Below are 14738 nucleotides of genomic sequence, written 5' to 3' on the forward strand. Positions count from 1 at the left end.
GACGCCTTGTTCTCAGCGATACAGTTCTTCAGAGCGGTAAACTTGCAGGGCGCTGTGCTGGCCAGGCGAATCTCACTGCGAGCATTTGTCCTTTTCGCAACGTGCCTCACAGAAAGGCGCCTCTGTTCGGGCGGCAGATGATCGGTCACCCCAATATTTCCCCGGAAGAATTTTTTGTGACCGATAGTTGACGGGTCGGTTGGAATGTGAGAGCAACGATCAACATGCTCGGTGGAAGCGGGAAAGCGCGATGTGCGGTATAGTCGGGTTGTACTTGAAGAACTCAAAGCTTGAGCTGCAGCTTGGCTCGCTTCTGTCCAAGATGCTCGCGACTATGACGGATCGCGGTCCCGATAGTGCTGGCTTCGCCGTTTACGGATCGGGCAGTGACGGCGTGAAGCTCACCCTCCGTGGTTCGGATCAGGCAACGCTGCGGAAGGCGATCTCCGGTCTGGAAGAGGCTCTCACATTCACCTTCAACAAGATTGAACGCGACACTCATACCGTCATTTCCGTGCCCGCCGAGCGCGAGGGGCGGATCCGCGCGTGGCTCAAGAAGGAGGCGCCCGGCATCGACGTGGTCAGCGCCGGCCGGCGCATGGAGATCTACAAGGAGGTCGGGCTACCGGCCTCCGTGGCCGAGCGGTTCGATCTCGCCGGCATGACCGGCACCCACGGGATTGGTCATACGCGCATGGCCACGGAGAGCGCGGTCACCACCAATGGCGCGCACCCGTTCTCTACCGGCATCGACGAATGCCTGGTCCATAACGGCTCGCTGTCGAACCACAACGACATGCGCCGCCGCCTCGAGCGCGAGGGGCTCACCTTCGCTACCAAGAACGACACCGAGGTCGCCGCCGGCTACCTGAGCTGGCGCATGCGCGAGGGGGCGTCCCTCCAGCAGGCCCTGGAATCGAGCCTGTCGGATCTCGACGGTTTCTTCACTTTCGTGGTCGGGACCGAGACGGGCTTCGCCGTCGTGCGCGATCCGATCGCCTGCAAGCCTGCGGTGATGGCCGAGACCGACGATTACGTGGCGTTCGGCTCCGAATACCGGGCCCTCGTGGGTCTGCCCGGCATCGCCTCCGCCCGCGTCTTCGAACCCGAACCCGCCAAGGTCTACGCCTGGGAGCGTCACTGATGTCGTCCTACGATCTCAACCAGGCGCCACTGCGCGACCTCAACCGGGCATTACACGCCCTGCGCCCCGACACCAACGAGACCCATTGGACCATCACCGGTCCGGATGGTCGCCACGCCATAGCGGTGGGCCTCGATGCGCCGATCTCCGTCGAGATCGAGGGGAATGTCGGCTATTACTGCGCCGGCATGAATAAGCTCGCCAGCGTCGTGATCAACGGCAATGCGGGCGTGGGTGTCGCCGAGAACATGATGTCGGGCTTCGTCCATGTGCGCGGCGACGCCAGCCAATCGGCCGGCGCCACGGCTCATGGCGGCCTGCTGGTGATCGACGGCAATGCAGGGGCTCGCTGCGGCATCTCGATGAAGGGCGTCGATATCGTCGTGAAGGGCTCGATCGGCCACATGTCGGCCTTCATGGCCCAGGCCGGAACCCTGACCGTTCTGGGCGATGCCGGCGAGGCGCTGGGCGATTCCCTCTACGAAGCACGGCTCTACGTGCGCGGCTCGGTCAAGAGTCTGGGTGCCGATTGCATCGAGAAAGAGATGCGCGACGAGCACCGCGAACAGCTTTACGCCAAGCTCAAGGCCGCCGGACTGGCGGGCGAGGTGAGCCCGTCTGAATTCCGGCGCTACGGCTCCGCGCGCCGCCTCTATCATTTCAACGTCGACAACGCCGGAGCCTACTGATGGCCGAGACTCCCAAGGACCCGACCCTCAAGGATCCGACCCTTAAGGATGCGCGCCCCTTGCCGCGCACCAAGCCCCGCTTCTCGGCGACCTACACGCCTGACGTGATGTCCGAGATCCGCCGCGCCGCCGCCACCGGCATCTATGACATCCGGGGTGCCGGGGCGAAGCGCAAGCTGCCGCATTTCGACGACCTCCTGTTCCTCGGTGCCTCCATCAGTCGCTACCCGCTGGAGGGGTACCGCGAACGCTGTGGCACCGAAGTGGTATTGGGCGCTCGTTTCGCCTCGAAGCCGATCCACCTCAAGACACCGATCACCATCGCTGGAATGAGCTTCGGCTCGCTCTCCGCCCAGGCCAAGGAAGCCCTCGGGCGCGGAGCCACGCTCGCCGGCACCTCGACCACCACCGGCGACGGCGGCATGACGCAGGAGGAGCGCGGGCATTCTCAGACGCTGGTCTATCAGTACCTGCCCTCGCGCTACGGCATGAACCCGGACGACCTGCGCAAGGCGGACGCGATCGAGATCGTCATCGGCCAGGGCGCCAAGCCCGGCGGCGGCGGCATGCTGCTCGGCCAGAAGATCACCGAGCGTGTCGCGGGCATGCGCTGCCTGCCCCCGGGCGTCGACCAGCGCTCGGCCTGCCGCCACCCGGACTGGACCGGGCCGGACGATCTCGAGATCAAGATCGAGGAACTGCGCGAGATCACCGATGGTGAGAAGCCGATCTACGTGAAGGTCGGCGCCTCGCGGCCCTATTACGACACTGCGCTCGCAGCTAAGTCCGGCGCCGACGTGGTTGTCCTCGACGGCATGCAGGGCGGGACAGCCGCGACGCAGGACGTGTTCATCGAGCATGTGGGCATTCCGATCCTGGCGGCGATCCGTCCCGCGGTGCAGGCGCTGCAGGATCTCGGTCTGCACCGGAAGGTGCAGCTCGTCGTCTCGGGCGGTGTCCGCTCGGGAGCCGATGTGGCCAAGGCTCTGGCTCTGGGCGCGGATGCCGTCGCCATCGGCACGGCGGCGCTCATCGCCCTCGGCGACAACGATCCACGCTGGGAGGCCGATTACCAGGCCCTCGGCACCACCGCCGGCGCTTATGACGACTGGCACGAGGGCAAGGATCCCGCCGGCATCACGACGCAGGATCCCGAACTGGCCAAGCGCCTCGATCCGGTTCTGGCTGGCCGGCGTCTCGCCAATTACCTCGCGGTGATGACGCTGGAAGCGCAGACCATCGCGCGTGCCTGCGGCAAGAGCCACCTGCACAACCTCGAACCCGAAGATCTCGTGGCGCTCACCATCGAAGCTGCCGCCATGGCGCAGGTTCCGATGGCCGGCACCAGCTGGATTCCCGGAAAGACTGGCTTCTGACCACGCAAGGCCGCCCCTTAAGGGCGGCCTTTTCTCCACCGCATGGCCGCGATCGGCCGCACGACGCAACGCAGGGTGACGCCATGACCCCGGATCTCGAAGCCGTCGCAAAAGAGCGTGGCATCAAGTATTTCCTCGTATCCTACACGGACCTGTTCGGAACCCAGCGCGCCAAGCTCGTCCCGGCCGCCGCCATCGCCAGCACCTGTCGGAACGGCGCGGGGTTCGCAGGCTTCGCCACATGGCTCGACATGAGCCCGGCCGATGCCGACCTCCTGGCCGTCCCCGATGCGGCGGGCCTGATCCAGTTACCCTGGAAGCCGGAGGTCGGCTGGTTGCCCGCCGATCTCGTCATGGGTGGCAAGCCCGTGGAGCAGGGGCCGCGCAACATCCTCAAGCGTCTCATCAAGGACGCGGCGCGGGACGGCCTTCAGATGAAGACCGGCGTCGAGTGCGAGTTCTTCCTGATCACGCCCGACGGTTCCGAACCCGCCGATATGGCCGACCGGCAGATGAAGCCCTGTTACGACCAGTCGGCCCTCATGCGCCGCTACGACGTGATCACCGAGATCTGCGATGCGATGCTGACCCTCGGGTGGAAGCCGTACCAGAACGACCATGAGGACGCGAACGGCCAGTTCGAGATGAACTGGGACTACGACGACGCCCTCATCACGGCCGACCGGCACGCTTTCTTCAAGTACATGACCCGCTCGATCGCCGAGAAGCACGGACTTCGGGCGACCTTCATGCCCAAGCCCTTCATGGACCTGACCGGCTCCGGCTGCCACGCCCACGTCTCACTGTGGAACGGGGAGCGCAACGTATTCTCCGATCCGTCGGACGAGATCGGGATGTCGCGGGAGGGCTACCACTTCATCGGCGGCCTGATTCACTCGGCCGATGCGCTCGCTGCCATCACCAACCCTTGCGTCAATTCCTACAAGCGCATCAACGCCCCGCGCACCACATCCGGCGCGACCTGGGCCCCCAATACGGTGACCTATACGGGTAACAACCGCACCCACATGATCCGCATCCCCGATGGCGGGCGCTTCGAGTTCCGTCTCGCCGACGGCGCCGCGAACCCTTACCTGCTCCAGGCAGGTCTCCTCGCTGCCGGCCTCGATGGCCTGCGCAACCGGCGCGATCCGGGCAAGCGGCTCGACATCAACATGTACACGGACGGTCACATGGTCGAGGGCGTCAAGCGCCTGCCGCTCAACATGCTCGACGCCATGCGGGCGCTCGAACAGTCGGACGTCCTCGCTCAATCCCTCGGCAGCTTCGTGCCCAGCTATCTCAAGCTCAAGACCGAGGAATGGAACGCCTATTCGCGCCATCTGACGCAGTGGGAGCGCGACACCACGCTCGACTGTTGACGGAAGGCTCCCGGCCGGTTTCCGGGAGCCCATGAGTGCGAGGTGTCGTTTCGCTCCTCGACCCAACCGTCGTCCGAGAGCGGCCGTCCTGCGCCGCTTTCGACCTGGATCGCTCTTGATGATAAGCATGGTGAGGGACATATCGCAGCCGGTTGCCCGTCTTGGAATTTCGGCGCATGAACCGGCGGATCTCGGCTTTTCGGTCCGAATAAGACGAATGCGGGCAGGAAAGCTCTGTGGACCACGACGACAACAGTGCGGGCATCGAGGCCCACCGTCGTGCGGCCCTCGCACGCTATGGCATCCTCGATACCGAGGCCGAGGCTGATTTCGACGATATCGTGAAAGCGGCGTCGGCGGCCTGCAATGTGCCGATCTCGTTGATTTCCCTGCTCGATGGCGAACGGCAATGGTTCAAGGCCGAGACCGGTTTCGGCCAGAGGGAGACTCCGATCTCTTCCTCGATCTGCCGCTATGCCGTCCGTGAACAGGACGCGGTGTTCGAGATTTCCGACACGACCGGCGACGAGCGGACCGCCACGAACCCGCTTGTTACCGGCGATTCGCACGTTCGCTTCTATGCTGGCGTACCGCTGCAGACGGCGGACGGCGTGACCCTCGGAACGCTGTGCGTCCTCGACACCAAGCCGAACAGCCTCACCCCAGCGCAGATGCTCATCCTGCGCACGCTGGCCAAGCAGGTGATGGCCCTCCTCGATCTACGGCGGGCCCTACAGGACCGGCGCGAGAGCGACCGGCTCAACAAGGCGATCCTGGAGAGCGCTGTCGATTACGGCATCATCTCGATGGACCTGTCCGGCCAGGTCACGAGCTGGAACACCGGGGCGGAGCGCGTCCTCGGCTGGACCGAGGCGGAGATGTGCGGCGAGTACGCCCATGTCTTCTTCACAGTGGAGGACGTCGAGAACGGCTTGCCCGAGCAGGAGATGGGCGCGGCGCTGATGCATGGCCGGGCCAGCGACGAGCGCTGGCACAAGCGGAAGGATGGGTCCCTGTTCTGGGGCCTCGGCGAGATGATGCCGCTGAGGAACGAAGACGGGAATCCCGAGGGCTTCATCAAGATCCTGCGGGATCGCACGGAACAGCGTCTCGCGAGCCAGAAGCAGCACAACGACGCCGAGTTCATGCGCAGCGTCCTGGCCTCTTCGGCCGATTGCATCAAGGTGCTGGACCTCGACACGAGGCTCACCTTCATGAGCGAAGGCGGGATGCGCGTGATGGAAGTCAGCGACTTCAACGCGATCAAGAACTGTCCCTGGCCCGATTTCTGGCAAGATCAAGGTCACATCCAGGCTCGGGAGGCTGTCGCTGCCGCCAAGGCCGGGCGCACGGGCCATTTCCAGGGCCTCGCCAACACCATGGCGGGAAATCTCCGGTGGTGGGATGTGCAGGTTACGCCAATCCTCGACGCCGAAGGGCAGCCGGAGCGTTTGCTGTCGGTCTCGCGCGACATCACCGTCCAGAAGAATGCCGAGCAGCTGATCAGCGCCAGCGAGGCACGCTGGCGCGGCCTGTTCACCAGCATGCAGGAAGGCTTCTTTCTTGCCGAGCTCATCCGCGACGCGGCGGGACGGCCGCTGGATTACCGATTCCTGGAGATCAACCAGGCTTTCGCTCGGCAATCGGGCCTTCCCGACGACAGTGTCGGCCGGACCATCCGCGAACTCGTGCCCGATATCGAGCAATGGGTGATCGACCGCTATGCGACCGTCGTCGATACGGGCGAGCCAACCCTGTTCGAGATCACGGTCGCCGCTCTCGACCGCAGCTTCGAGGTTCGAGCTGGCCATGAGAGCGACCAGCGCTTCAGTTGTCTCTTTCTCGATGTCACCGAACGCGCACAGAACGAGACCCGCCGCCTCGCCATCGCGGAACTCGGTGACCGCCTTCGCCATCTGAGCGATCCTGTCACGATCTCCTTCACCGCGGCCGAGATCGTTGGCCGTACCCTCGGACTGTCCCATGCCGGCTACGGCGCGGTGGACCAGGATCGCGAGACCATCCTCATCGGCCGGGGCTGGTCCGCCCAGGATATTCCCCGTATCGACGGACTTCATCACTTCCGGGAATACGGCTCGTACATCGATGAGCTGAAAACCGGCGGGACAGTCCTGATTGAGGATGTCACCTCAGATCCGCGAACGGTGGCGGATGCAGCCTCGCTCATCCCCATTAGCATCCGATCGCTCTTGAACTTGCCCGTCATGGAGCACGGACGTTTCATGGCCTTGCTGTACGCGGCCAAGGACGTGCCCCATGCCTGGACGACCGAGGAAATCGGTTTCGTCCGCAACGTCGCCGACCGGACCCGCGCTGCGATCGCGCGGATCGAGGCGGAAGCGCAGCAGCGCGTGCTCAACCTCGAACTCAGCCATCGCATGAAGAACATGCTGGCGATGGTGCAATCCATCGCCACGCAGACCATGCGCAACGCCACCGACATCGCCACCGCGAAGGACGTGCTGGCGGGTCGTCTGATCGCTCTCGGCAAATCCCACGACCTGCTCCTCGGCGGCTCGCTCGGCGATACGCCCCTCAAGACGCTGATCGAGAGCACGCTGGAGCCTCACAAGGACAAGCCGGACCGGTTCGCCGTTCGTGGGCCCGCGCTGAATGTCGGCGCCAAGGCCGCGATGTCGCTCGCTCTCATCCTCCACGAACTCGCGACGAACGCAGCCAAATACGGCGCGCTCTCCGCCGCGAAGGGAAGCATCACCATCCTCTGGGAGATCCGCCCGCATGAGAGCGACGGCAGCGACCGGGTGCTGCTGCGCTGGGTCGAAGCCGGCGGGCCTCCCGTGCAGCCGCCGACGCGGACGGGGTTCGGCACGCGGCTGATATCGCGCGGCTTGGCCGGCAATTTCGGCGGTGAGGTTTCCCTCGATTACCGCATGTCCGGCGTGGTCTGCACGCTCGAAGCTTCATTGAAGGGTTTGCAAGCCGTCGATACCCCGCCCGATTTCCACTAGGCGGCCGGCATCGCGCACCGACGCGCGCTGGGAGGTTGGAACCGGGGGTCAGTCTGCCCGGATTTGATTGCGCCCCGCCCCATTCGAGTGGGGCGTGCAACTGCAACCGAACGATCCGGCTTCGGTCTTCCGCTGCGACGTCTCGCAGGTCAGGAGATGCTGCAACAGCGTCTCCAGGTCGTCCTTCTGGTAGGGCTTCTGCATCACCGGGACGGTGCGATAGGCGGGCTCGACACCGGCCGCCCCGTAGCCTGTGGCGAAGAGGAATGGGATGCAGCGCTCGAACAGCTTGTCGGCTACGGGATAACTGCGCGCGTCACCGAGATTCACGTCCAAGACAGCGAGATCGAATGTCTCCGCTTGCAGGTTCCTCAATGCCTGTTCGAGGCGCATGGCGATCACGACCTCGCAGCCGAGATCGAGCAGCATGTCCTCGGCGAGCATCGCCACCAGGCTTTCGTCTTCCACCAGCAGGACGCGGCGCCCCTCGAGCATGCTCATGAGCCCGGTCGCCCCGTCACGATCTCCTGCCCATGCCAGCCCAAGGCCGTCAGGGGGATATCGAGGCGACAGACAACCCCGGTTGGCGCGAAATCGATCGCGGCGTTGCCGTCGAACTCCAAGGGCAATTGTCGCTCGACAAGACGGGAACCGAAACCCCTGCGCGTCGGGGGAGCCACTTCCGGGCCACCCGTCTCCGTCCAGGTGAGGGAAAGGCGTTCGCGCGCCCCATCGGGTTTCAGCGTCCAAACGACGGTGACCCTGCCCTCGGGCACGGAAAGAGCACCGAACTTGGCGGCGTTCGTCATCAGTTCGTGCAACGCCATGGCCAGCGTCACGGCTACCTTTGGATGAAGACGGGTATCCGGGCCGGTGATCTGGAACCGGTTCGCGTCGGCCTCCGCCACCGCGTGGGGCGCGATCGCCCGCTCGACGACGCCGATGAGGCTGGCGCTCTCCCAGTTGGATTCGGTCAGGACGTTGTGAGCGTTCGACAAGGCCGTGACACGAGCGTCGAATACGGCGCGGGCCGGCTGGTCGGAAATGGCGCGGAAGGTCTGCGCCGCGATGGACTGGACGGTGGCCAGTGTGTTCTTCACCCGGTGGTTCAGCTCGTTGGTCAGCAGCCTCTGCCGCTCGGCTGCCGCCTTTTCTTCGGTGATGTCGCGGACCTCGATGATCGTTCCGATGATTTTGGCGGCGTCGTCACGGATCGGGCTCGCGGTGAACCCGACTGGGTAGAAATGACCGTCCTTGTGGACGAACACCTCTTCGCCGCGCTCCTGGTTGTTCTCCGGGAAGGCACGGTCGATGGCGCATTCCTCCAGCGGGAACGGGCGACCGTCGGGATAGGTGTGGTGGACGATGTCGTGAAGCGGGCAATCGCGCGCGAGCACTTCCCCGACGGTGAAGCCGGTGAGCAGTTCGGCGGCGCGGTTCATGTAGACGCAGTGCTGCCTGTCATCCATCAGGAAGATGGCCACCGACGCATTGTTCAGCACCGCGTTCAGACGGCGCTCGGTCTCGTGCAGCTGCGAGCCGCGGCGCAACGTCGGCAGGGATGTCGATGCTTCGGCGGAGGACAGGAAGGGCGGCCGGGTCGGCACGGAGCGGGCTCTCTGCGAAGATTGGCAACACCCGATGGTGCGCCGCAAGATCTTAACGGGTTCGCCATGGTCCGGCGAGGGGTATCCGGCTATCCTCGAAATCCTTGAATCCTCGAAAACCTCAAGGGACGACAGGCGAAAGTGCGAGGAGCGAGGGTTTGTTCCGCCCAACCGCATTCGGTTGCACAGTCAATGTGCGCTTGGGCAGGTGAGCCCCCGTTTGAGCCTCTGCCGAAGCCGGAACTTGCCGGAATGTCACTTTGCCAGGGCGACGTCGTGCCGATGCGAGACCGCAGGCTCGGAGCATGATGGATTTCGTCAATTTCCTCTATGGCGCGCCGATCTGGCAGATGGCCTGCATCATCAGCTTCATCTCCGTGGGTGGCACGGTGTTGGTCCTCCTGATGGTCGACAGGGTTTGGAAGAAGGATCGTCGGCGGTCCCACAACGATATCGCCGGCTTCTTCATCGCCGTCGTCGGTGTCATCTACGCGATCTCGATCTCTTCCCTGGCGATCACCGTCATGACGCGGAAGGACCGTGCCGAAACCCTCGTTTTCGAGGAGGCGGATAAAGTCGCGAGACTGGCGCGGGAGGTGACGACCCTTCCCGAACCGAACCGTGCTGCCATCCGTGCTCATCTGGCGACTGACGTTCAGGTGGTGATCGAGGAGGAGTGGCCCCAGATGAGACGGGCGGAGCGGCCCGTCGCAGCAACTCGGGTGCTCCACCGCCTATGGCTCGATGCTGCAGCGCTGCCGCTGAAGGATCTGGCGGACGTTCTCACGGTGAAGGACTTTCGCAAGCACATCGACGATCTCTACGATCTCCATCGCGGACGAAGCGATCTGGCCATCAATGGCGTCGACCGGATCGTCTGGGCCGTCGTGCTTCTCGGCTCGATCTCAATGATCGCTTTCGCCGTCCTGTTCGGTGTCGAAAATTTCGCGGCTCATCTGTTGATGAGCTGCCTCCTCTCCTTCTCCATCGCTCTGGCCATGACGATGATCGTCGCCATCGACTGGCCGTATTATGGCTACGATTCCATCTCGGAGGACCTTTTCCTCGAACTGAGATCGGGATTGAGAGAGGGGTCGGCCCCCCTGACGCTCACGATGCGGATCGGAGTGGACGGACGCCATGCCGCAAGCCCGGTGGGGGATTAAGCCCTTGATCGGGAGGGCACGCGCCCGAGTTCGGGCTGATGCCAAATCGTCCCGCTTCCAATACCACCGCCGCTGCCCCGGCCATCGCGGGCCTGGGTACCGGCGGCCCATCCACGTTGGTCTGCCTGCATTTCCTCGGCGGAAGCGCGCGGGAATGGGAGCCGGTCGCAGCCTGTCTCAATGGCGTCGTTCGTCTGGTCGCGCTCGACCTGCCGGGGTTCGGAGATGCGGCTGCCGTCCCGGGCTACACGGTGGATGCGATGGCGGATTATGTGGCTGCCCGCATTACGGCCGCCGATCCCGGGGAACGATGGTATCTCGCCGGCCATAGCATGGGTGCCAAGGTGGCACTGGCTATCGCCCGGCGCGCCGAGGACGGGGCGCCGGATCTGGCGGGGCTCGCCGGGCTGGTCCTGCTCGGCGGTTCGCCACCGAGTCCAGAGCCGATGTCCGACGACAAGCGGCAGGAGATGTTGGGCTGGATTTCCGCGGATGCGGAGACCCGCCGGCGCAAGGCAGGCGAGTTCATCGACCAGAACACCGGTGCGCGCCTCGACGAACCGCGTCGAACCCGGGCGATCGAGGATGTGCTGCGTGCCGCTCCCGCCGCCTGGACGGCATGGCTTCGCGATGGCTCCCGCGAGGATTGGCGCCGCCGGATCGGCATCCTGCGCATACCGGCCGTGGTCGTCGGCGGAACCGAGGATGCCGATCTCGGCGCTACAGCGCAGGAGGCCCTGACGCTTCCTCACTTGGCATCCGGCCGCCTCGTTGCCCTCGACGGTGCAGGACATCTCCTGCCCCTGGAGCGACCGGAGGCGGTGGCCGAGCTCATTACAGATCTCGTCGCGGAGGGGGCGGCGCGACGGTCTATCTCACCGGAGGTGCCGCAGCCCTACCGCGCGCTGATCGATTCCAATCGGGTGAACAGCCGTCTGAGGGCGGCGCTCATCGCCCGCGCCGAGCCCGATGCTTCGGAGTGCCGGTCCACATGGTTCGACCCCATGGAACTCGCCCTCCTTCGCGCCGTCCTCGACCGGGTGCTCCCGCAGGGCGATGCCGGCCGGATCGACATCGCTGCACGGATCGAGGCCCGGCTCGCTGCTGGAACCGGGGATGGTTGGCGCTTCGCCAAGCTGCCGGAGGACGGCGAGGCTTACCGTGTCGCGCTGAGCACGCTCGATGCCGCCGCGAGATCCGTCCACGAGACGGGCTTCCTGTCCCTCGGCGGGGCCGATCAGGACGCCCTCCTGCACGCGGCCTCAGCCGGCGAGCGGCTCTCGCCCGAAGGGCCGAGGCAGGGGTTCGACGCCGAAAGAATGAGCCTGTGGTTCGAGGATCTGCGCAGTGACGCGGTACGGATCTATCTGGCCCATCCCGCCAGCCTCGCGCGGATCGGCTTCGGCGGGATCGGCGCGGGTGGCGACGACACCGATCGTATGCCCGGCTTCGTGCGGGTGGGGATCGGTGACCCTGAACCATGGGAATCTGCCGCCCTGGGTAAGACCGGCGGGGAGATCGGTCTGTGAAGCTCGATGCGATGCGTCGCTACGCAACCGATGACATCGTCGATGTGGTCGTCATCGGCACGGGGGCGGGCGGCGCGCCCGTGCTCGCCCGTCTCGCAGCGGCAGGGCTCACGGTCGTCGCCCTGGAGGCGGGACCGAACTTCGATCCCACCCAGTTCGCGTTCGACGAAACGCTCGCGGATGAGATCTACTGGACCGAGGAACGCCTCAGCGGCGGTTCGACACCGGAGGCCTTCGGCGCCAACAACAGCGGGACCGGGGTTGGTGGCTCCACCCTGCATTGGGGGGCTTTCACGCCGCGCGCCGACGAGCGCGACCTGCGTCTTCACTCCGAGACCGGGATGGGCGTGGATTGGCCGCTCGATTACGACGACCTGCTACCATTCTATGAGCGCGTCGAGGCGTTTATCGGCGTGTCCGGCTCCTCCCAGTACCCCTGGGATCCCGGCCGGCGCTATCCTCTCTCACCGGTCCCGCACAACGCGCCGGCGCAGGTGATGGGCCAAGCCTGCGACCGGCTCGGCATTCGAACCGCCGACTCGCCTGCCGCCGTCGTCTCGCGCGACTTCTCCCAGGAGGGCGGCGGTCTGCGCCGGGGCTGCATCAGTTGCGGCTACTGCCACCAGGGCTGTCGCACCGGCGCCAAGACCAGCATGGATGTGACCTACCTGCCGCATGCGGTCTCCAATGGCGCGGAAATCCGCCCCGATTGTCGCGTGCACGGGCTCGAGCGCGACCGCGAGGGCCGGATCACGTCGGTGATCTACCGGCATGGCGGCATCGATCATCGGCAGCGTTGCGCGGCGGTCTACCTCTGCGCCGGGGCCGTGGAGACGCCCCGGCTCCTCCTGCATCTCGGGCTCGCCAACGGCAGCGGCCAGGTCGGCCGCAACTATATGGGCCATGTGGCGACCCAGGTCTGGGGGACGTTCGAGGCCGAGATGCGGATGAACCGGGGCTATCCCTCGTCGCTCATCAGCGAGGACATGGTCCGGCCCGATGATGCAGATTTCGCGGGCGGCTACCTGATGCAGAGTCTCGGCGTCCTGCCGGTCACCTGGGGCAACTCGGTGGCGCGGGGGCGCGGCCTGTGGGGGCGGGCGCTGACCGAACATCTCAATCGTTACAACCACATGGCGGGCATCGGGATCAACGGTGAGACCCTGCCCTGCGACGCCAACGTGCTGGTCCTCGCCGACGAGGTGGACGCGTTCGGGATGCGCAAGGCGCAGATCGATTTCGGCTATTCCTCCAACGAGGATCGGCTGAACGCCCATGCGACGCGGACCATGAAGGCGATCTGGGAAGCCGCCGGCGCCACCGACATCTGGGTGCTGGAGCGCGTCGCGCACACGATCGGCACCTGCCGGATGGGCATGGATGGCGACAGCGCCGTGGTCGATCCCCATGGCCGGAGCTTCGAGATTCCGAACCTCTGGATCAGCGACGGATCGACCTTCCCGAGTTCCCTGGCCGCCAACCCGGCCCTGACCATCATGGCGCTGGCCCTCCGCTCGGCCGAGGCGTTCCTCGGGCATCCCTCCTGACGATTCATCAGGAACGCCACCGCCATGCCCCGGTTGGATTCACCGCAACGCGACGAGGTTTCAAGCGCCATGACCACGAAGATTTCCACGACGGATGCCCGCGCGGATGCGCATGGCGAAATCGGTCTCGCCAAGGGTGAGCGGGTCGCCATGCGGATGTGGCGTCACGAGCCGCCGACGGACGACAAGCCGAGCGCCAGCCGGCCCTACGAGACGGTGGGATACGTCATTTCCGGCCGCGCCGAACTCACGGTCGGCGGCGAGACGGTGACCCTGGAGCCGGGCGATTCCTGGCTCGTCCCGGCCGAGGCCGAGCACACCTACACGATCCTCGAAGAGTTCACGGCGGTCGAGGCCACCGCTCCGCCGGCCGCGTAGATTGTCATACCCGCCGCACCCAAGGCGGCGACGTGAGACCAGACATGAGAAGGGCCGGATCGATCGCGATCCGGCCCTTTTCGACATTCTGTTCCCGAAGAGAAGCCCGCCCTACGCGCCGCCCCATTGCATGGTCAGGCCGCCATCCACCACGAGGGTATGGCCGGTGACGTAATCGGCGTCGTCCGAGGCGAGGTAGAGGATCGCCTTGGCGATCTCGTCGGGCTGGCCGGCGCGGTGCCACGGGATGCGTTCCAGGGAGGCTTCGAGCTTCTCGGGGTTCTCGAACCGGTCGCTGGTCATCGGTGTCTCGATCAGGCCGGGGGCGACGTTGTTGACGTTGATCTTGTCCTCGGCGAGCTCGCGCGACAGGCTCCGGCAGAGTGAGCCGACACCGGCCTTCGACATGCCGTAGGGCGCGCTTTCCGGCGTCGGCAGGTGCTGGGCCACCGACGAGACGATGACGATCTTACCCCGCCCGCCATTGGCCCGCCGGACCTTGATGAAGGCGCGGGCGCAGAAGACCGGCCCCATCAGGTTGACCCGCAGGATCTGTTCGAGCTTGCCGTCGTCCATCTCGGCCACCGGCATGCCGCTCATGGCCTGACCGGCATTGTTGACGAGGATGTCGAGAACGCCGAACTCGGCCGCCACCTTGGCGAAGGTCGCCTCGACGGAGGCCGGGTCGCCGACATCGTCCTGGATCACCAGGCATCTGCGCCCGGCGGCTTCGACCCGGCGCGCGGTCTCCCGCGCGCCGTCCGCATCGGTGTTGTAGGTGATCGCCACGTCCGCGCCTTCGCGCGCGAACAACTCGGCCGCAGCCTGTCCGATACCGGAATCCGCCCCGGTGATCAGAGCGCGTTTGCCCTGCAACTTCATGTCTGTCCCATCCGTGCGAGAAGGGGTGCGCGGCCATTGCGTGGCCGG

12 protein-coding genes are annotated in these 14738 nt (G+C 65.5%); 9 read left to right on the top strand and 3 right to left on the bottom strand.

Features of this window, described 5'->3' with window-relative positions:
* The first annotated feature begins 250 nt into the window (after positions 1-250).
* The 5 genes from ACYQR9_RS05905 (at position 251) to ACYQR9_RS05925 (ending at position 7581) form a co-directional block, all read left to right on the top strand.
* Entirely contained in the window at positions 251-1144 is an 894-nt protein-coding gene (locus ACYQR9_RS05905; RefSeq protein WP_461229010.1) for a class II glutamine amidotransferase, read from the top strand.
* Complete coding sequence (locus tag ACYQR9_RS05910; RefSeq protein WP_056428416.1) at positions 1144-1833, top strand: GltB/FmdC/FwdC-like GXGXG domain-containing protein; 690 nt, start codon at positions 1144-1146, stop codon at positions 1831-1833. The genes ACYQR9_RS05905 and ACYQR9_RS05910 overlap by 1 nt, the downstream gene beginning before the upstream one ends.
* Positions 1833-3209, top strand: a complete 1377-nt coding sequence (locus ACYQR9_RS05915) for an FMN-binding glutamate synthase family protein (protein ID WP_082470585.1) — start codon at positions 1833-1835, stop codon at positions 3207-3209. The genes ACYQR9_RS05910 and ACYQR9_RS05915 overlap by 1 nt, the downstream gene beginning before the upstream one ends.
* Before the next feature lie 83 nt (positions 3210-3292).
* Positions 3293-4591: a type III glutamate--ammonia ligase gene (gene glnT / locus ACYQR9_RS05920; RefSeq protein WP_207410899.1), complete on the top strand. Its 1299-nt coding sequence runs from the start codon at positions 3293-3295 to the stop codon at positions 4589-4591.
* 236 nt (positions 4592-4827) lie between these two features.
* Entirely contained in the window at positions 4828-7581 is a 2754-nt protein-coding gene (locus tag ACYQR9_RS05925; protein WP_461229011.1) for a PAS domain-containing protein, read from the top strand.
* Between the two features lie 48 nt (positions 7582-7629).
* On the opposite strand, the gene ACYQR9_RS05930 is transcribed toward ACYQR9_RS05925, so the two are convergent.
* Together ACYQR9_RS05930 and ACYQR9_RS05935 are read right to left on the bottom strand one after the other, a co-directional pair.
* The gene (locus tag ACYQR9_RS05930) at positions 7630-8082 is read right to left on the bottom strand and encodes a response regulator (RefSeq protein ID WP_207410901.1); all 453 of its coding nucleotides are present in this window, start codon (positions 8080-8082) and stop codon (positions 7630-7632) included.
* Positions 8079-9188 (bottom strand): sensor histidine kinase, encoded by a 1110-nt coding sequence (locus ACYQR9_RS05935; protein WP_056454422.1) that lies wholly within the window; start codon positions 9186-9188, stop codon positions 8079-8081. The genes ACYQR9_RS05930 and ACYQR9_RS05935 overlap by 4 nt, the downstream gene beginning before the upstream one ends.
* Positions 9189-9493: 305 nt before the next feature.
* Between ACYQR9_RS05935 and ACYQR9_RS05940 the strand changes: the two genes are divergently transcribed.
* The 4 genes from ACYQR9_RS05940 to ACYQR9_RS05955 all read left to right on the top strand — a co-directional run bounded on the left by ACYQR9_RS05940 (position 9494) and on the right by ACYQR9_RS05955 (position 13808).
* Positions 9494-10354, top strand: a complete 861-nt coding sequence (locus ACYQR9_RS05940; RefSeq protein ID WP_461229012.1) for a bestrophin-like domain — start codon at positions 9494-9496, stop codon at positions 10352-10354.
* A 38-nt stretch (positions 10355-10392) separates the two neighbouring features.
* The gene (locus tag ACYQR9_RS05945; protein ID WP_461229013.1) at positions 10393-11883 is read left to right on the top strand and encodes an alpha/beta hydrolase; all 1491 of its coding nucleotides are present in this window, start codon (positions 10393-10395) and stop codon (positions 11881-11883) included.
* Positions 11880-13430 (top strand): GMC family oxidoreductase, encoded by a 1551-nt coding sequence (locus tag ACYQR9_RS05950; RefSeq protein ID WP_461229014.1) that lies wholly within the window; start codon positions 11880-11882, stop codon positions 13428-13430. Before ACYQR9_RS05945 ends, ACYQR9_RS05950 begins: the two co-directional genes overlap by 4 nt.
* Before the next feature lie 69 nt (positions 13431-13499).
* Entirely contained in the window at positions 13500-13808 is a 309-nt protein-coding gene (locus ACYQR9_RS05955) for a cupin domain-containing protein (protein WP_461229015.1), read from the top strand.
* Between the two features lie 111 nt (positions 13809-13919).
* On the opposite strand, the gene ACYQR9_RS05960 is transcribed toward ACYQR9_RS05955, so the two are convergent.
* Positions 13920-14690, bottom strand: coding sequence for an SDR family NAD(P)-dependent oxidoreductase (locus ACYQR9_RS05960; protein WP_461229016.1), 771 nt, complete (start codon positions 14688-14690; stop codon positions 13920-13922).
* Positions 14691-14738: the final 48 nt, after the last annotated feature.

The organism is Methylobacterium sp. CM6241, from assembly GCF_054817845.1.